This window comes from Rathayibacter sp. AY2B3 (assembly GCF_002931755.1).
In the GTDB taxonomy this organism is placed as follows: domain Bacteria; phylum Actinomycetota; class Actinomycetes; order Actinomycetales; family Microbacteriaceae; genus Rathayibacter.
The window spans coordinates 1-16,719 of record NZ_PSUG01000039.1 but is presented as its reverse complement, the minus strand read 5'-3'; the positions used below and the strand labels follow the sequence as shown (position 1 = coordinate 16,719).

The window sequence follows — 16,719 nt, the reverse complement described above, 5'->3', positions numbered from 1 at the left end:
GCGGCAGCAGGGCGACCGGGGTCAAGGGCAACCTGGTGTGAACACTACGGGGACGGCGGCGGCTCCGCACCATGGCGATTGCCAGCCTTCGTTCCGCGCGTGTCGGGAAGGGGGTGCGCCTCCGGCGGGACCGCCGCCGGAGGCGCACGGGCTCAGGAGCCGATCGAGTCCTGGGGGCGGCCGGACTTGAGCGCGGCGAGGCGCGCCTCCACCTCGGTCATCTCGCCGAGGTCCTCGAGCGACTCGAACTGCGCGTCCAGGCTCGAGGAGGCGAGCTCCTCCGCGCCTCGGACGCGGGCCTCCTCGCGGCGGATCTTCTGCTCGAAGCGGCTCACCTCGCTCGTCGGGTCCATCAGGTCGATGCTCTTCACGGCGTCCTGGACCTGGCTCTGCGCCTCGACGGTCTTCGAGCGGGCGATCAGCTCGTCGCGCTTGCTCGAGAGCTGCTGCAGCTTCTCGCGCATCTGGTTCAGGCCCGACTTGAGCTTGTCGACGACCTCGGTCTGCGAGGCGATGGTCGGCTCGGCGTCCTTCGCCTCCTTCTCCGACTGGATCTGGCGCTGCAGAGCGACCTTGGCCAGCGCGTCGAACTTGTCGGCGTCGCCGGCGCTGCCGCCGGTGCGCAGCTCGTCGGCCTTGCGGCTCGCGGCGAGGGCCTTGCCGCCCCACTCCTGGGCGTTCTGCACGTCCTCGCGGTAGTCGTCCTCGAGCAGGCGCAGGTTGCCGATCGTGGTGGCGATCGCCGCCTCCGCGTCGCGGATGCTGTCGGTGTAGTCGCGGACCATCTGGTCGAGCATCTTCTGCGGATCCTCGGCCTGGTCGAGGAGCGCGTTGATGTTGGCCTTCGCGAGCTGCGCGATGCGGCCGAAGATCGACTGTCTCTGAGCCATGGGTGTCTCTCCTTGCGTCGTGGGTGGTGCCGGATGTCGGAGGTGGTGCCGGAGTCGTGGGGGAAGTGGTCGTGCGCGGATGCCCGAGGGGCGCTCAGAAGCGCCCGCCTCCGCCGCGGCGTCCGCCTCCGCCGCTGCTGCGCCCGCCGCCGAAGCCGCCGCCGCCGGAGCGCCGGGACGAGCCTCCGCCGCCGAAGCCGCCGCTGAAGCCTCCGCCGCCGAAGCCGCCCGAGCGGTAGCCGCTGCGGCGTCCGCCTCCGAGGAGCGACTCGACCAGGATCCCGCCGAGGAACGCACCGGTCGTGTCTCCTCCGTAGGGGCTGCCGACGGCGTTCGGGGCGGAGTAGGAGCCCGCGTCGGCCCGTGCCCGCTCGAGCGCCTGCTGGGCGAGCTGCGAGGCGCGCTGGGCGGAGGCGAGAGCCTCGCGGGGGTCGGTGGCGGCGATGCGCTCGGCGTACTCGGCCGAGCGGGCGGCCTCGGCGACGCGGGTGCGCGCCTCCGAGCCGACCGCTCCGCGGCGGGCCGCGATGAAGTCCTCGGCGGCCGAGACGCGGCTGCGGGCGGAGGTGAGCTCGGCGCCGAGGGCGGCCCGCTCGCGCTCGCGCTGGGCCTGCGCGTCGCGGAACCCGCCGACGGCGGCGTCGATCGTGGCGTCGGCGGCGGTGAGCGCCTCGAGCAGGGCGAGCGGGTCGTTCGGACGCACGGCGGCGGCGCGCTCCACGTCGTCGAGGGCGGCCTCGGTCGTGGCGACCGCCGCGGCGACGTTCTGCGCCTGCGCGGCGGACTCCGCGTCCTGGGAGGCGGCGAGCGCTCGTCCCTGTGCCACGTCGGCGCGGATCTCGGCGATGCGGCCGGCGAGGGACGCCTCCGCCTTCTGCAGCTCGTCGCCCCGCGTGGCCACCGCGTCGACGAGGCCGGAGGCCTGCTCGGCCGCCTGCTGCCCCGCGCGCAGCAGCACGGCGGCGCGGCCGGAGTCGCCGGCCTGCAGCGCCTGCTGGGCACCTGCGAGCTGGTCGCGGGTGAAGCGGAGACGGTCCTCCGCCTGGTCGGCGTCGTCGCCCACGTCGTCGATCGCGGTCGGCGCGTAGCGGGAGGCGAGCTCGGCGAGGCGGGCCCGGGCCGAGGGGAGGCGGTCGCCGACCTCGGCGGCGCGGGCCGTGAGCGCGGTGGCGACCTGCGGCGCGTTCTTCTCGAGGTCGCGCAGCTCCTCGAACGCGCTCGCGCGCTCGTCGAGCGTCCGCTCGGCGTCGGCGCAGAGCTGGAGGATGCGCTGGTAGCCGTCGCGGCGCTCCTGATCGGTCTCCGGCTCGGCGTCGTCGAGGCGCTGCTGCAGGGTGAAGGCCTCGCCGAGCAGGCGCTTCGCGGTGACCAGCGCCTCGCGGAACGCGCCGGTCGCGTCGGCGCCGAACTGCGCCTCCGCGAAGCCGACCTCCTGCTCGCTGGTGCGGACGGCGTCGTCGGCGTGGACGAGGGCCGACCCGGCGCGGGTGGCGAGCTCGTCGATCGAGGCCTCCACCGCCTCCTGGGCGCGGCGCTTCCGCGCGCGGCGGACGAGCAGCAGCACCACGAGGCCGATCACGACGAGGGCCGCGAGCACGCCGAGGGCGATCAGCAGCCCCGAGCCGAGGGACTCGCCGGCGCTGGGCGCGTCGAGGCGCTGCCCGATCCCGTCGGCGGCGGCCACTGCGGCTCCGGCCCAGTCGCCGTCGGCGAGCCTCGGCTCGATGTCGTCGGACTGGAGCGAGGAGATCTGCGCGTCGTCGAGGGCGAAGCCCTGCGCGACCGACACCTGGTACTGGCGGGCGTCGACCGCGACGGCCAGGAGGACGTCGTCGGTGCCCAGCCCGTTGCGGGTCGCGGTCTCGTCCGCCCACGCGGCGCGGTCGGACGGATCCGAGAAGGAGTCGACGAAGGCGACGAACAGCTGGACGCGGTGCTGGTCGTAGAGGGCCCGCGAGGCCTGCTCGATCTCGGTGGTCTCTCCGGAGCTCAGCACGCCGACCGAGTCGAGGACGGTGGAGGAGGAGAAGGAGACGGGCGACTCGGCCGTCGCCGCGGTCGCGGGGACCAGCGCGAGGACCGCGGCGATCAGGAGGGCCGCGAGCGCCGGCAGCCGCCGGGAGCTCACGGGGTGGTGGGGTCTCGCCGGCATCGCGCACACTCCTTCGTCGTCGCCTCCCGAGTGTAGACAGCCCGGGCGTCCGAGCAGGGGTCGGGAGGCGGCAGGCCGTCGACCGCGTGCCCGGGGTGCGGAGGATGGGAGAACGCCGGGAGGTGGAATGGACCTGCTCCGCGCGCGGTTGCCGCCCGGAGTGCGCCGCAGGTGCACGTGCCTCCCCCTCAGGGCAGCCCCCTGAGACAGCTCCGAAGAAAGGCGATCCCGTGGATCCGTTCTCCCCCCTCACCGCCGGCGACCTCGACCTCCCCAACCGCATCGTCCTGGCACCGATGACGCGCCTGCGCTCCGACGAGCAGGGCGTCCCCGGCGCGATCGTCGCCGAGTACTACGCCCAGCGCGCGAGCATGGGCCTGCTGATCAGCGAGGGCGTCTTCCCGAGCGCCGAGTCCAAGGGCTACGCCGGGCAGCCCGGCATCGAGACCGACGCGCAGGCCGCGGGCTGGCGCGCCGTCGCCGACGCCGTGCACGCCGCCGGCGGCCGCATCGTCATGCAGCTGATGAACGCGGGCCGCGTCTCGCACACCGAGATCACCGGCACCGACCGCATCGTCGCCCCGAGCGCCGTCGCGATCGACGGAGAGGTGCACACCCCCTCCGGCAAGAAGCCCTTCCCGGTGCCGCACGCGCTGACCACCGAGGAGCTGGGGACCGTCCGCGACGAGTTCGTCGCCGCCGCCCGCCGCGCGATCGATGCCGGCTTCGACGGAGTCGAGGTGCACGGCGCCAACGGCTACCTGCTGCACGAGTTCCTCTCGCCCGTCTCGAACGTGCGCACCGACCAGTACGGCGGAACCCCGGCCGAGCGCGCCGCGTTCCCGCTCGAGGTCACCCGCGCCATCGTGGACGAGGTCGGAGCGGGCCGCGTCGGCATCCGCCTCTCGCCGGCCCACAACATCCAGGACGTCGTCGAGACCGACGCCGACGACGTGCGCGCCACCTACGAGGCCGTCGTCGACGGGCTCGCCCCGCTCGGCCTGGCCTACCTCAGCGTCCTGCACGCCGAGCCGGCCGGCGAGCTGGTCCAGGACCTCCGATCGCGCTTCGACGGCGTCTTCATCGCCAACAGCGGCTTCGGCTCGCCGACAAGCCGCGAGGAGGCGACCGAGCTGATCACCGAGGGCCACGCCGATGCCGTGGCCGTCGGCCGCCCGGCGATCGCCAACCCCGACCTCGTCGAGCGCTGGCAGGGCGGGCACCCCGAGAACGAGGTCGTCCAGGAGACGGTCTACGGCGGAGGAGCCGAGGGCTACACCGACTACGAGCCCCTCTCGGCGTAGTCGCGACTCACACGGAAGGCCCGCTCCCTCGAGGGGGAGCGGGCCTTCCGTGTGCCGGGGGCGGTCAGCTCTCGCTGCCCCGGCTCTTCAGCTCGGACTCGATGCGGGCGTCCTGCTCGGGCGAGAGCTCGTGGTCCTCGTCCTCAGGGCCGGCCGTCTCGCCGACGCGGCCCTCGCCGAGGGCGTGGATCGAGGTGATCTCGTCCTCGAGTGCGGCGTCGCGGTCGTGCTCGCTCACGAGCCGGTCTCGATCTCCCCGGCGGAGACGGCCTCGGCGTACTTGCGGAGGTCCGGGCCGGGCTCGAAGTCGATGAAGCGGTCCTTGAGGCGCGCGTTCAGCTCGGCGAACACGTCCTCCCAGGGCTCGCCCTTCTTGCTCGTCGCAAGGTCGAGCACCGCCTCGCGGAGGACCCTGTCCGAGTCCTCGAGGATCTTGTCGCGGGCTTCGTCGTTCCAGCGGATGTCCTGTGCGTCCATGCTCCGACCGTAGGCGCGGGGCCGGGGCTCCCCAAGGACTTGCGGGCGGGGGGCGGGAGGCGTAGGAGCCCGCCCCCCGTTCATGCCAGAGCCGGCAGGACGTCGCGCTCGGACAGCTCGATGCCGCTGCGGTCGGAGGCGGCTTCGGGGAAGGAGAGGACGCCGTCGTCGGCGCGCCGGGCGAGGTCGCGCAGGGTGCGCCACCTGACGGCGGGGTCGATGCCGACGAGGTCGTGGCGCCGGCCCTGGGGGAGGAGGAGTCCGAATCGCATGCCGCCGACCCTAGGACGGCCCGCCCCCGAGGTCGAGGGGGTCGCGGTGCTCGCGTACGCTTCCGACCGATGCTGACCTTCACAGAGGATCTCGGACTCCCCGTCCTCGCGCTGATGATCCTCGCCGCCTTCGCGGCCGGCTGGATCGACGCGGTCGTGGGCGGCGGCGGACTCCTCCAGCTCCCCGCACTGCTCCTCGTTCCCGGGATCTCGCCCGTGCAGGCGCTCGCCACGAACAAGCTGGCCTCGATCTTCGGCACGACCACCAGCGCGATCACCTACTACCGGCGCGCGAAGCCCGATCTGCGCACCGCGCTGCCGATGGCGGCGGTCGCCCTCGCAGGCAGCTACGGAGGCGCGACGCTCGCCGGCCTCCTCCCGGCCGCGGTGTTCAAGCCGATCATCGTCGTCGCGCTGATCGTGGTCGCGGTGGTGACGATCGCGCGCCCGGCGCTGGGCAGCGTCACGGCGCTCAAGCACGCGGGCCGGCGCCACCTCGTCACGGCCGCGGTGCTGGGACTCCTGGTCGGCTTCTACGACGGCCTGATCGGACCGGGCACCGGGACCTTCCTGATCATCGCCCTGATCACCGCGCTGGGCTACGACTTCCTGCTCGCCAGCGCCAAGGCGAAGATCGTCAACGTCGCGACCAACCTCGGCGCCCTGCTCTACTTCGTGCCGGGCGGCCACGTGATCTGGCTGCTCGGCCTCGTGATGGGCGTGGCGAACGTGGCGGGCGCCTACCTCGGCTCGCGGATGGCCGTCGCCCGCGGCAGCCGCTTCATCCGCGTCGCGTTCCTCGTCGTCGTCGGCGCCCTGATCCTCAAGGTCGGCTCCGACGTCTGGACGGAGAACCTGGCGCCGCTGCTGCGCTAGCGCGGGCTGCGGGACCGAGCCGCGGAACGAGGACGGGACCCCCTGCCGCAGCAGAAGGTCCCGTCCTCGTTCCGATCGCGCGGCGCTCCGCCCCTCCGGCCTCAGCCGAAGGGGATCGAGCCGACCAGCACGCCGACGGCGAGCATGACCAGCGAGACGATCACCGCGCGCCACAGCACCTTGCGGTGGTGGTCGCCGAGGTTCACCGCGGCGAGGGAGACGAGCAGGAGGATCGCCGGGACCAGCGGGCTCTGGAGGTGGACCGGCTGCCCGGTGATCGAGGCGCGGGCCATCTCGACCGGCGAGATGCCGTAGTTCGCCGCGCTCTCCGAGAGCACGGGGAGGATGCCGTAGTAGAACGCGTCGTTCGACATGAAGAAGGTCATCGGGATGCTGAGCACACCGGTGATCACGGCGAGGAACGGGCCCAGCGCCGGCGGGATCACCGCGACGACCCACTCCGCCATGGCGTCGACCATGCCCGTGCCGTTGAGGACGCCGATCAGCACGCCGGCCGCCAGCACCATCGACACGACGCCCACGATGCTCGGCGCGTGCTTGACGATCTCGGCCGCCTGGTCCTTCATCTTCGGGAAGTTGATCAGGAGGGCGACCGCGGAGCCGACCATGAACACGTAGGGCAGCGGCAGGACGTCGGCGACCAGCAGCGTCATCACCGCGAGGGTCAGGACCAGGTTCACCCAGATCAGCTTCGGGCGCAGCGTCTCGCGCTCGGGGTCGAGCATCGTGTCGGCCATCGCGGTGTCGGCGTCGTCGGCCTGCACGCGGGCGGCGACGGCGACCTGGGCTCCGCGCAGGGCCTGGGGGCCGCGGAGGAAGGAGAAGCGCTCCCGGGCGACGGTGCGGATGCCCCCGGTCAGCGCGGCGAGGCCGCCGGTGCGGGCGCCGCCCGAGCGGGAGGAGGAGCCGCGGCCGGCGCCGACGAGCTCCTGCTCGAGCATCGGCTCGGCCAGCGCGAGCGAGCCGAGGCGGCGGCGCTCGCCGAGCCCGAGGAACCAGGCGAAGACGAGCGTGACGGCCAGGCCCACCGCGAGCGAGGGGAGCATCGGCACGAAGATCTCGCTCGGCGAGACCTGGAGGGCCGCGGCGGCGCGCACCGTCGGTCCGCCCCACGGGACGATGTTGAGCGTGCCGTTGGCCAGGCCGGCGACGCAGGTCAGCACGACCGGGTTCATCCCCAGGCGCAGGTAGATCGGGAGCATCGCGGCGGTGGTGACGATGAACGTGGTCGAGCCGTCGCCGTCGAGCGAGACCGCGCCGGCCAGCAGCGCCGTGCCGAGCACGACCTTCGCCGGGTCGTCGCCGAGCGCGCGGACGATGAAGCGGATCAGCGGGTCGAAGAGCCCGACGTCGATCATGATCCCGAAGTACATGATCGCGAACATCAGCAGCGCGGCCGTGGGCGCGAGGCTGCCGATCGCCTCGAGGACCATGTCGCCGATGCCGAGGCCGGCGCCCGCGAAGAGGCCGAAGATCGTCGGCACGACGATCAGGGCGACCATCGGCGTCAGCCGCTTGGTCATGATCAGGGCCATGAAGGCCAGGATCATCGTGAAACCGAGTACTACCAACACAGCTGACTCCTTCGTCCAGTGCCTCCGCCCGCGCTCGGCGGGAGAGCCGGCCGGGAGATGCTGGAAACCCTAGGCAGCCCCGCGTCCGGCGCCGGGGTATCGCTCATTACGGCGACATCTGCGCATAGTGTGGCTTCTGCGCATTCTGCGCACGACGACGGCGAGGAGGCCCCGATGCGCTTCGCGACCCACGTCCTGGTCCTGCAGCTCGCCACGGTGTCGGCCGCTGTGCTGGTCTGCGCCGGGCTCGTCACCGCGCTCAGCGTCCAGCAGCTGCGCGGCGAGGCGGAGGGGACGGCGCTCGCCATCGCCCGCACCGTCGCCGAGGACCCCGACGTGCGCGACGCGGTCGCCGCGTCCTCCGCCGTGCCCGGCGCGCCCGCCGCCTCGGAGCTGCGCGGCGGACCGCTCGAGGACGTCGCCGCCGCCGTCGAGCAGCGCACCGGCGCGCTCTTCGTCGTGATCACCGACGACCAGGGCATCCGCCTCGCCCACCCCGACGAGGACCGCCTCGGCGAGCGGGTCTCGACCAGCCCCGACGAGGCGCTCGCCGGGCGCGAGAGCGTCTCGTGGGGCACCGGCACGCTGGGCGAGTCGGCACGCGCCAAGGTCCCGGTCTTCGCCGCGGGGGAGCAGCGGGTCGTCGGCGAGGTCAGCATCGGCTTCGCGCGCTCCAGCGTCTTCACCGATCTGCCGACCGCGCTGCTCGGCGTGCTGGCCGCGGCGCTCGCCGGGCTGGTGCTCGCCGCCGTGGCCTCCGTCTTCATCCGCCGCCGCCTGCTGCGCCTGACGCTCGGCCTCGCCCCGGAGGAGCTCACCTCGCTCGTGCAGGACCAGGCCGCCGTGCTCGACGGGGTCGACGAGGGAGTGCTCGCGCTCGACCGCGACGGGCGCGTCGGCGTCTGCAACGCGCGGGCCGCCGCGATCCTCGGCTCCGACGACCCGACCGGGCGGGCGCTGCACGGGCGGCCGCTCGCGGAGCTCGACCTGCCCGTTCCGCTGGCCGACGCGATCGGCGCCGCGCTGCACTCCGTCGAGCCGCCCCGCCCCGGCGGCGAGGAGGGCTTCGTCGTCCGCTCCCGCATCGTCTACGTCGACATCCGCCGGGTGACCCGCGGCGACCGCGACCTGGGCGTGGTGGTGGTGCTGCGCGACCGCACCGACCTCGCCGCGCTGAGCCGGCGCCTCGACGCGGTCGGCGCGATGACCAACGCGCTCCGAGTGCAGCGGCACGAGTTCGCCAACCGCCTGCACGTGGTCGCCGGCCTGCTGGACGCGGGGCGGACGGCCTCGGCGCGCGACTACCTCGACGAGGTCCTGACCCGCGGCCCGCTCAAGTACCCGGTGCAGCACGCCGACCGGCTGCAGGAGCCGTACCTGCAGGCTCTCGTCGGGGCCAAGGGGATCGAGGCGGCCGAGCGCGGCGTGCTGCTGACGCTCGGCGAGGAGACGCTGGTGCGCGGCACCGTCGTCGAGCCGGAGGACGTCGCCACGGTGGTCGGGAACCTCGTGGACAACGCGGTGCGCGCGGCGGTCGAGGGGCGGCGCGACGTGCGCTTCGTCGAGGTCGAGCTGCTCGACGACGGCGACGCGCTGTTCGTGACGGTCGCCGACTCCGGCGACGGGGTGCTCGATCCGGACTCGCTGTTCGACCGGGCCGGCGCGGGCGACCCCGTCGAGGACGACGGGCGCGTGCACGGCCGGGGCTTCGGACTGCCGCTGTGCCGCGAGGTGGCAGCCCGACGCGGTGGCGAGGTCTGGCTGGCGGACGCCGGCGGAGCGGAGTCGGGGGCCGTGCTCTGCGCGCGCCTCCCCGGAGCGGTGCGGCCGCCGGAGCAGGACGGGGACGGGTCATGAGCGCGGACACGGCGCGGGAGCGCACGGTGCTGGTGGTGGACGACGACTTCCGGGTCGCGCAGCTGCACGCGGACCTGGTCGAGGCGCGGCAGGGGCTGACGGCCCTTCCTCCGGTGCACACGGCGCGGGCGGCACGGGCGGCCGTCGCCGAGCACGCGCCCGATCTGCTGCTGCTCGACGTGCACCTGCCGGACCAGAGCGGGATCGCCCTGCTCCGCGAGCTCGACACCGACGCGTTCGTGGTGAGCGCCGCCTCCGACGGGGCGACGGTGCGGCGCGCCCTGCACGCGGGAGCGCTCGGGTACCTCATCAAGCCGTTCGAGGCGCGCCTGCTCGGCGAGCGCCTGGACGCGTACGTGCGGTTCCGGAACGTGCTGCGGGAGGACCGCGCGGCGGATCAGGAGGCCGTCGAGCGGGCCCTGCGCATCCTGCACTCCGGTGACGCCACCGTCGCGCAGCCTTCGCGCTCGGCGACCGAGCAGCTCGTCCTCGCGCGCCTGGCCGAGTCGGGCGCCGAGCTCTCGGCTCTCGAGGTGGCCGAGCGGGCCGGCATCTCGCGCGCCACCGCCCAGCGCTACCTCTCGGGCCTGGCCGGCCGCGGCCTCGTCGAGATGACGCTCAGCTACGGCACCACCGGCCGCCCCGAGCACCGGTACCGCGCCCGCTGACCCGACCGGGGGGGGAGCACGCGCGCGCTTCGAGCCGAACAGGCGATCCGCGTGTGAGCGGATCGTCTTCGGCGGTCGCGCCCCGCTCTCGGGGACGCGGCCGCCCCTGAGGGCCGACTGCGGTGCGCCGCTCCGCGGCGCACGAGAGAGCACCGTCGAACAGGCGATCCGCGTGTCAGCGGCTCGTCGTAGGCGGTCGGGACCCGCTCTCGGGAACTCGACCGCCAGTAGCCCGACCGCTGCGCACCGGCACGCGGCGTTCGGTCGAGCCGAACGAGCGATCCGCGTGTCAGCGGATCGTTCTAGGCGGTCGGGACCCGCTCTCGGGAAACCGACCGCCTAGGGGAGCCGACTGCGGTGCGCCGCCTCGCGGCGCACGAGACGACTCAGTGCGTGGCGTCGACGTCCGCGCCCGCGGCCTCGGCCACGCGGCGGCGCTCGGCGGCCTCGGCGGCCATGCGGCGGCCCTTGGGGCTGACGAGCGAGGCGATCACCGTGATCACCAGGACGCCGATGATGACCGAGAGCGACAGTCCGGTCCCGATCTCGAAGACCTCCACGTGCTCGCCGTTGTTGATGAACGGCAGGTTGTTCTCGTGGAGCGCGTGCAGGATCAGCTTCACGCCGATGAAGGCGAGGATCGCGGCGAGGCCGATGCTGAGGTACACGAGGCGGTCGAGCAGGCCGTCGATGAGGAAGTACAGCTGGCGCAGGCCCAGCAGCGAGAACGCGGTCGCCGTGAAGACGAGGTACACGTCGCTGGTGAGGCCGAAGATCGCCGGCACGCTGTCGAGGGCGAACAGGATGTCCGTTCCGCCGATCGCCGCCATGACGAGGATCATCGGCGTGAGGACCTTCTTGCCGTCGATGTGCGTGTAGAACTTGTCGCCGTCGTACTGGTCGCTCGTCTTGAAGATCCGCTTGGCCAGGCGCACCATCACGTTGTCGCTGGAGTGGTCGTCGCCCGGCTTGACCAGGTTGAACGCGGTCAGCAGCAGGATCAGGCCGAAGATGTAGAAGACCCAGGCGAACGAGTTGATCAGCGCGGCGCCGAGGAAGATGAAGCCGGTGCGGGCGATCAGCGCGAAGACGATGCCGAAGAGGAGCACCTTCTGCTGGTCGGCGCGGGGCACCTTGAAGCTCGCCATGATGATGAGGAAGACGAACAGGTTGTCGACCGAGAGGGCCTTCTCGGTGATGTAGCCGGCGAAGTACTCCGATCCGGGCGTCGCTCCGCCGAAGACCAGGACGCCGAGCCCGAAGAGCACGGCGATGCCGACGTAGAGCGCCGACCAGATCGACGACTCCTTCAGCGTGGGCTCGTGGGCCTTCCGGACGTGGAAGAAGAAGTCGAAGAGCAGGAGCAGGACGATGAAGACGATCGTCAGGGTCCAGATCAGGGGCGATACGGTCATGAAGGGGCTGGCCTCGCTCGTGAAGGGGGTCGGGGGACGGTCGCGGGGGTCGCTCGTCAAGGGAAAAGGTAGCGAGGCGCCGTGACGAGCAGGGTGTCGGCCGATGGATCGTGAGTATCTTCTCAGTTGTCAGCGCGTCCCTCGCGCGCAGCGGCCGGAGCGCCACACTGATCACCATGACCGGCGCCGCTGTCGACAGGACCTTCGAGGACGCCTCCGGCGTCGTCATCCACTACCGCTGGTGGGCGCACCCCTCGCCCCGCGCGATCGTGCAGCTGGCCCACGGCGTCGGGGAGCACTCGGGGCGCTACGTCGAGCTGGCGGAGGCGCTGGTGGCCGCCGGGTACGCGGTCGCGGCGGACGACCACCGCGGGCACGGCCGGACCGGCCTCGAGCAGCACGGCGGCGACTCCTCCCGGCTCGGACTGCTGGGGCCGGGCGGCCTGCGCGCGACCGAGGCGGCGATCCTCCGGCTGACGGAGCTGCTCGCGGAGGAGAGCCCCGGCGTGCCGATCGTGCTGCTCGGCCACTCCTGGGGGTCGCTCATGGCGCAGCGGATCGTCGACCACCACTCCGGTGCCTACGCCGCGCTCGTGCTCAGCGGCACGGCCTACCGCCTCCCGGGGCACATGAACGCGGGCGACCTGGCGAAGCGGCACCGCGTCGCCGGCGGCCTCGGCCTCGAATGGCTCTCGCGCGACCCGGAGGTCTGGCAGCGGTTCCACGACGACCCCCTGACCTTCACCACGCCGCTCGCGAAGCGGATCGGACTGGTCGAGACCCTGCGGCTGGTCGGCCGCCCCCGGCGCGGGTCCGCGCATCCGCTGCCGCTGCTGCTGGTCGTGGGCGCCGACGACACCCTCGGCGGCGAGCGGTCGGTGCGCGCGCTCGCCCAGGCCTACCGGCGGCGGGCCGGGTACACGGACGTCTCGGTGCGGGTGTACCCGGAGGCGCGGCACGAGCTGTTCCAGGAGCTCAACCGGGCCGAGGTCACGGCCGATCTCGTGGAGTGGCTGGACGAGCGCTTCCCCGCCCCGGCTCGCGCCTAGGCTGGCGTCATGCATGGCGAGTACAAGGTCCCCGGCGGAAAGCTCGTGGTCGTCGACCTCGACGTGATCGACGGGAGGTTCGCCGGGTTCCGCCTGGCGGGCGACTTCTTCCTCGAGCCCGACACGGCGCTCGACGACATCGACCGCGCGGTCGTGGGCCTGCCGGCCGAGACCGACGCGAAGTCCATCGCCGCCGCCATCCGGCAGGCGCTCCCGGCCGATGCTGTCCTGCTCGGCTTCACGCCCGAGGCCGTCGCGGTCGCGATCCGCCGCTCGCTGCAGAAGGCGACCAGCTGGCGCGACTACGACTGGCGCATCGTGCACGATCGGGCCGTCCCTCCCGCGACCCACCTGGCGCTCGACGAGGTGCTGACCGCCGCGGTCGGCGAGGGCCGCCGTGAGCCGACGCTGCGGATCTGGGAGTGGGACCAGCCGGCCGTCGTCATCGGCAGCTTCCAGTCGCTCCGCAACGAGGTCGACCTCGACAACGCGGCGAAGTACGGCGTCGACGTGGTCCGCCGCATCTCCGGCGGCGGCGCGATGTTCATGGAGGCGGGCAGCGTCGTCACGTACTCCCTCTACGTCCCCGGCGACCTCGTCCAGGGGCTGACCTTCGCCGACTCCTACGCCTTCCTCGACGAGTGGGCCGTCAGCGCGCTGCAGTCGCTGGGGATCGACGCGGTCTACCAGCCGCTCAACGACATCACCTCGCCCTCGGGCAAGATCGGCGGCGCCGCGCAGAAGCGCCTGGGCTCCGGCGCGGTCCTCCACCACGTGACCATGAGCTACGACATCGACGCCGAGAAGATGGTGCAGGTGCTGCGGATCGGCCGCGAGAAGCTCTCGGACAAGGGCATCGCGTCGGCCGTGAAGCGCGTCGACCCTCTGCGCAGCCAGACCGGGCTCAGCCGCGCGGAGATCATCGAGCGGATGAAGGCGACCTTCGTGCAGCTGCACGGCGGCGAGGCGGGGACGCTGACCGAGGAGGAGTACGCGGCGGCGGAGGAGCTGGTGCGGACGAAGTACTCGACTCCGGAGTGGCTGCGGCGCGTCCCCTGATCGGCGGGTCCCGGCCGGGCGTCCGCGGACCGGCTCGCCCGGGGCGGCGGCGGGCCGGACGGGCGGGAGCTCCTCAGCTCGCGAGAAGCTCCTGGTAGTCCGGGTGCTCGGCGATGAACTCGGCGACGAACGGGCACGCCGGGACGATGCGCCCGCCGAAGCGCTCGTGCGCATCGTCGAGGGCGGCCTCGACGAGGGTCTCGCCGAGCCCCTCGTGGCGGTGCTCCGGCGCGATCTCGGTGTGGAGGAAGACCACGTCTCGGCCGCGGACGGCGTAGTCCGCGACTCCGACGGTCTCGCCGTCGAGCCAGAGCGTGTAGCGGGACGAGTCCTCGTCGTGGCGCACCTCGGAGATCATCGCGCCACTCTACGCCGGAGCCTCCCCGGCACCCGTCGAGCGCGGGCGCGAGGCGCGGAGCGTGTCGCCGGGCTCGCGCGCACTGGCACAATTGGCGGGTGCCCAGGACGATCCAGATCGCGGACGGCGTCCCGGAGTCGCGGAGCGCGGTGTTCCACGCCGACAACCTCGAGGTCCTGCCGCAGCTGGCCGACGGGGCCTTCACCGTCGTCTACCTCGACCCGCCGTTCAACACCGGCCGGGCGCAGGTGCGGACCTCGACCACCTCCGTGCGCTCCACCACCGGCACGATCGCCGGCTTCAAGGGGCGCAGCTACGAGCGGATCCGCGGCGACCTCCTCCGCTACGACGACCGCTTCGACGACTACTGGTCGTTCCTCGAGCCTCGTCTGGCCGAGGCGTGGCGGCTCCTCGCCGACGACGGGACCCTCTACCTCCACCTCGACTACCGGGAGGCGCACTACGCGAAGGTGCTGCTCGACGCGCTCTTCGGCCGCGAGTGCTTCCTCAACGAGATCATCTGGGCGTACGACTACGGAGCGAAGGCCACGCGCCGCTGGCCGACGAAGCACGACACGATCCTGGTCTACGTGAAGGACCCGCGCGGCTACCACTTCGACTCCGCCGCCGTGGACCGCGAGCCGTACATGGCGCCGGGCCTGGTGACCCCGGAGAAGGCCGAGCGCGGCAAGCGGCCGACCGACGTGTGGTGGCACACGATCGTCTCGCCGACCGGCCGCGAGAAGACGGGGTACCCGACGCAGAAGCCGGAGGGGATCCTCCGCCGCATCGTGCAGGCGTCCAGCCGCGAGGGCGACGCCGTGCTCGACTTCTTCGCCGGCTCCGGAACGACCGGCGCGGTCGCCCACGCCCTGGGCCGCCGCTTCGTCCTCGTCGACGAGCACGCCGACGCGGTCGCCGTGATGCGCCGCCGCTTCGCCGCCCTCGACCCGGCGCCGCTCTTCCTCTGACGCGGGGGCTCGCGGCTCCTCGGACGTCGCCGTAGTCGCTCGCGACCCCGGCGGCTTCCGCGTCTGCCCGGCGACTCCGACTGTCCAGGAGTTGTCGCACTCGAGGTCGGTCGCTTCCACAGTTCAGAAATCGTCGCACTCGACGCCGCTCACTCCGAATGTCCAGGAGTTGTCGCACTCGACGCCGACTGCGACAACTCCTGGACAGTCGCGGCGGGAGGCACGCCTCCCCAGGGGCCGGATCGGCGGCTCGTCCACAGAATGCGGACCGCGAGAGTCGGACGAGGATCACGGACCGCCAGGATCGCGGCATGACCAGCATCGACCTCGGAGCATTCACCCGCCGCGCGGCGGTCCGCGCCGGAGTGACGGACGCGCAGCTGCGCGGTCCCGCTCTGGCCAGCCCCTTCCATGGAGTGCGCACGCGAGTGATGCCGGTCACGCACCTCGAGCGAGCCGCCGCCTACCTGCCCCGGCTGCGGCCCTGGCAGCTCTTCTCCCATCTGACCGCCGCCGAGGCCTGGGGGGTGCCGCTGCCGGCGCGGCGGGAAGGCGATGATCCGATCCACGTGGCGGCCACGAGCCCGCATCGGCCCCCGAGGACGCGAGGAGTGATCGGTCACACTCTCACGGAGACCGACAGGATCCTGCGGCACGGGCTGCCGGTCACGGGAGCGGCGTCGACCTGGATCGCGCTCGCACCGCTTCTGTCCGCTCGCGATCTCCTCGCTGCGACGGATCACCTCCTCTTCGAGCCGCGCTATCCGCGCCGGGACGATCCCCGTCCGCACGTCCGACTGCCGGAGCTTCAGGAGCGCCTGGCATCCCATCACGGCCGGGGCCGGCGCACGCTGATCGCCGCGCTGCGGCTGGCATCGACCGGAGCCGCCTCGCGGAGAGAGACGTGGCTCCGTGTGCTCGTCGAGGAAGCGGGACTTCCGGTGCCCGAGGTGAACGCCGAGATCAGGCTCGGCGGTCGGCTGCTCGCGGTCGGCGACCTGGTCTTCGAGCGCTGGAAGGTGGTGGCGGAGTACGACGGCGGACAGCACCGGACGGACGACGCGCAGTTCTCACGCGACCGTGAGCGGCTGCTGGCCCTTCACCTCGCGGGCTGGATCGTCGTGGTCGTGCGCGCGGAAGGTCTGACCCGTGGCCGGGCGCAGACGATCGCCGAGCTCCGTGCCGCTCTCGAGGCCCACGGCTGGCGACCGTGAGGCCCCCCGGCGAGGGACCCGCACGACGGTCGCCCGAACTCCCGCGACTGTCCGGAAGTCGTCGCACTCGGCCTCGACTGCGACGACTCCTGGACACTCGCGGGCGGGGGTCAGCTGCTGGCGCGGACGACCAGCGACGTCGGCATCAGCGTGCGGTGCTCCACGGGGAGCCCCTCGATCCGGGCGGTCAGCAGCTCCACCATGCGGGCTCCGAGCTCGTCGGGGAGCTGGCGCACCGTGGTCAGCGCGGGCACGGCGTTCCGCGCGAAGAGGTCGTCGTCGAAGCCCACGACCGACACGTCGTCGGGGATCCGCCGACCCGCCTCGCGCAGCGCCGCGTAGGCGCCGACGGCCATCTGGTCGTTCGCGGCGAAGACGCCGTCCAGGTCGGGGTCGCGGGCCAGGAGCCGGCGCATCGCCTCGGTGCCGCTGGCGGGCGAGAAGTCGCCCCACTCCACCAGGTCGTCGGCGAGGCCCGCGTCGCTCAGGGCGCCGCGCCAGCCGATCAGGCGGTCGACGCCGGGCGGCATGTCGGCGGGGCCGGCGATGGTCGCGATCCGGC

The 16,719-nt window shown here is 73.0% G+C and carries 17 protein-coding genes; 8 read left to right on the top strand and 9 right to left on the bottom strand.

Going from position 1 to position 16,719, the window contains the following annotated elements; translation table 11 throughout:
* Positions 1-152: 152 nt before the first annotated feature.
* Positions 153-890, bottom strand: coding sequence for a PspA/IM30 family protein (locus tag C5C24_RS13085; protein WP_104223858.1), 738 nt, complete (start codon positions 888-890; stop codon positions 153-155).
* A gap of 94 nt (positions 891-984) precedes the next feature.
* Entirely contained in the window at positions 985-3,042 is a 2,058-nt protein-coding gene (locus C5C24_RS13080) for a TPM domain-containing protein (RefSeq protein WP_104305169.1), read from the bottom strand.
* A gap of 230 nt (positions 3,043-3,272) precedes the next feature.
* On the opposite strand from C5C24_RS13080, the gene C5C24_RS13075 reads away from it, so the two are divergent.
* Entirely contained in the window at positions 3,273-4,346 is a 1,074-nt protein-coding gene (locus C5C24_RS13075) for an alkene reductase (protein ID WP_104276896.1), read from the top strand.
* A 64-nt stretch (positions 4,347-4,410) separates the two neighbouring features.
* Here the strand turns inward: C5C24_RS13075 and C5C24_RS18030 are convergent, their stop codons facing one another.
* The 3 genes from C5C24_RS18030 to C5C24_RS13065 form a co-directional block, all read right to left on the bottom strand.
* Positions 4,411-4,584: a hypothetical protein gene (locus tag C5C24_RS18030; RefSeq protein ID WP_160035225.1), complete on the bottom strand. Its 174-nt coding sequence runs from the start codon at positions 4,582-4,584 to the stop codon at positions 4,411-4,413.
* The gene (locus tag C5C24_RS13070) at positions 4,581-4,823 is read right to left on the bottom strand and encodes a hypothetical protein (RefSeq protein ID WP_068251275.1); all 243 of its coding nucleotides are present in this window, start codon (positions 4,821-4,823) and stop codon (positions 4,581-4,583) included. Before C5C24_RS13070 ends, C5C24_RS18030 begins: the two co-directional genes overlap by 4 nt.
* Before the next feature lie 80 nt (positions 4,824-4,903).
* On the bottom strand, positions 4,904-5,095 hold the full coding sequence (locus C5C24_RS13065) for a hypothetical protein (protein WP_104305168.1): 192 nt from the start codon (positions 5,093-5,095) through the stop codon (positions 4,904-4,906).
* A 69-nt stretch (positions 5,096-5,164) separates the two neighbouring features.
* On the opposite strand from C5C24_RS13065, the gene C5C24_RS13060 reads away from it, so the two are divergent.
* Complete coding sequence (locus tag C5C24_RS13060; protein WP_104305167.1) at positions 5,165-5,971, top strand: TSUP family transporter; 807 nt, start codon at positions 5,165-5,167, stop codon at positions 5,969-5,971.
* A gap of 101 nt (positions 5,972-6,072) precedes the next feature.
* Here C5C24_RS13060 and C5C24_RS13055 read toward each other — a convergent pair whose 3' ends face one another.
* Entirely contained in the window at positions 6,073-7,542 is a 1,470-nt protein-coding gene (locus tag C5C24_RS13055) for a CitMHS family transporter (protein ID WP_104276898.1), read from the bottom strand.
* A gap of 198 nt (positions 7,543-7,740) precedes the next feature.
* Here C5C24_RS13055 and C5C24_RS13050 point away from each other — a divergent pair, with 198 nt between their 5' ends.
* Positions 7,741-9,423, top strand: coding sequence for a sensor histidine kinase (locus C5C24_RS13050; protein ID WP_104282246.1), 1,683 nt, complete (start codon positions 7,741-7,743; stop codon positions 9,421-9,423).
* Positions 9,420-10,091, top strand: coding sequence for a response regulator (locus tag C5C24_RS13045; protein WP_104276900.1), 672 nt, complete (start codon positions 9,420-9,422; stop codon positions 10,089-10,091). The genes C5C24_RS13050 and C5C24_RS13045 overlap by 4 nt, the downstream gene beginning before the upstream one ends.
* A 386-nt stretch (positions 10,092-10,477) precedes the next feature.
* Here C5C24_RS13045 and C5C24_RS13040 read toward each other — a convergent pair whose 3' ends face one another.
* Positions 10,478-11,506: a TerC family protein gene (locus C5C24_RS13040; RefSeq protein ID WP_104223866.1), complete on the bottom strand. Its 1,029-nt coding sequence runs from the start codon at positions 11,504-11,506 to the stop codon at positions 10,478-10,480.
* Between the two features lie 176 nt (positions 11,507-11,682).
* On the opposite strand from C5C24_RS13040, the gene C5C24_RS13035 reads away from it, so the two are divergent.
* Together C5C24_RS13035 and C5C24_RS13030 are read left to right on the top strand one after the other, a co-directional pair.
* Positions 11,683-12,555, top strand: a complete 873-nt coding sequence (locus C5C24_RS13035; RefSeq protein WP_104276901.1) for an alpha/beta fold hydrolase — start codon at positions 11,683-11,685, stop codon at positions 12,553-12,555.
* A 9-nt stretch (positions 12,556-12,564) separates the two neighbouring features.
* On the top strand, positions 12,565-13,614 hold the full coding sequence (locus tag C5C24_RS13030) for a biotin/lipoate A/B protein ligase family protein (protein ID WP_104276902.1): 1,050 nt from the start codon (positions 12,565-12,567) through the stop codon (positions 13,612-13,614).
* Between the two features lie 73 nt (positions 13,615-13,687).
* Here C5C24_RS13030 and C5C24_RS13025 read toward each other — a convergent pair whose 3' ends face one another.
* Entirely contained in the window at positions 13,688-13,972 is a 285-nt protein-coding gene (locus C5C24_RS13025) for a GNAT family N-acetyltransferase (RefSeq protein WP_104233160.1), read from the bottom strand.
* A 98-nt stretch (positions 13,973-14,070) separates the two neighbouring features.
* On the opposite strand from C5C24_RS13025, the gene C5C24_RS13020 reads away from it, so the two are divergent.
* Both C5C24_RS13020 and C5C24_RS13015 read left to right on the top strand, forming a co-directional pair.
* Positions 14,071-14,943 (top strand): site-specific DNA-methyltransferase, encoded by an 873-nt coding sequence (locus C5C24_RS13020; RefSeq protein WP_104225160.1) that lies wholly within the window; start codon positions 14,071-14,073, stop codon positions 14,941-14,943.
* 311 nt (positions 14,944-15,254) lie between these two features.
* Entirely contained in the window at positions 15,255-16,157 is a 903-nt protein-coding gene (locus C5C24_RS13015) for a hypothetical protein (protein ID WP_104305166.1), read from the top strand.
* Positions 16,158-16,267: 110 nt separating this feature from the next.
* Here the strand turns inward: C5C24_RS13015 and C5C24_RS13010 are convergent.
* On the bottom strand, positions 16,268-16,719 hold a 452-nt coding region (locus C5C24_RS13010; RefSeq protein ID WP_146082620.1), incomplete at its 5' end, for a LacI family DNA-binding transcriptional regulator.

What these genes read in the sequence shown, in the direction of transcription:
- C5C24_RS13055 (WP_104276898.1), bottom strand. Translation starts at nt 7,542, where the DNA reads ATGATCCTGGCCTTCATGGCCCTGATCATGACCAAGCGGCTGACGCCG.
- C5C24_RS13015 (WP_104305166.1), top strand. Translation starts at nt 15,255, where the DNA reads ATGACCAGCATCGACCTCGGAGCATTCACCCGCCGCGCGGCGGTCCGC.
- C5C24_RS13050 (WP_104282246.1), top strand. Translation starts at nt 7,741, where the DNA reads ATGCGCTTCGCGACCCACGTCCTGGTCCTGCAGCTCGCCACGGTGTCG.
- C5C24_RS13030 (WP_104276902.1), top strand. Translation starts at nt 12,565, where the DNA reads ATGCATGGCGAGTACAAGGTCCCCGGCGGAAAGCTCGTGGTCGTCGAC.
- C5C24_RS13035 (WP_104276901.1), top strand. Translation starts at nt 11,683, where the DNA reads ATGACCGGCGCCGCTGTCGACAGGACCTTCGAGGACGCCTCCGGCGTC.
- C5C24_RS13040 (WP_104223866.1), bottom strand. Translation starts at nt 11,506, where the DNA reads ATGACCGTATCGCCCCTGATCTGGACCCTGACGATCGTCTTCATCGTC.
- C5C24_RS13065 (WP_104305168.1), bottom strand. Translation starts at nt 5,095, where the DNA reads ATGCGATTCGGACTCCTCCTCCCCCAGGGCCGGCGCCACGACCTCGTC.
- C5C24_RS13085 (WP_104223858.1), bottom strand. Translation starts at nt 890, where the DNA reads ATGGCTCAGAGACAGTCGATCTTCGGCCGCATCGCGCAGCTCGCGAAG.
- C5C24_RS13070 (WP_068251275.1), bottom strand. Translation starts at nt 4,823, where the DNA reads ATGGACGCACAGGACATCCGCTGGAACGACGAAGCCCGCGACAAGATC.
- C5C24_RS13080 (WP_104305169.1), bottom strand. Translation starts at nt 3,042, where the DNA reads ATGCCGGCGAGACCCCACCACCCCGTGAGCTCCCGGCGGCTGCCGGCG.
- C5C24_RS13025 (WP_104233160.1), bottom strand. Translation starts at nt 13,972, where the DNA reads ATGATCTCCGAGGTGCGCCACGACGAGGACTCGTCCCGCTACACGCTC.
- C5C24_RS13060 (WP_104305167.1), top strand. Translation starts at nt 5,165, where the DNA reads ATGCTGACCTTCACAGAGGATCTCGGACTCCCCGTCCTCGCGCTGATG.
- C5C24_RS13045 (WP_104276900.1), top strand. Translation starts at nt 9,420, where the DNA reads ATGAGCGCGGACACGGCGCGGGAGCGCACGGTGCTGGTGGTGGACGAC.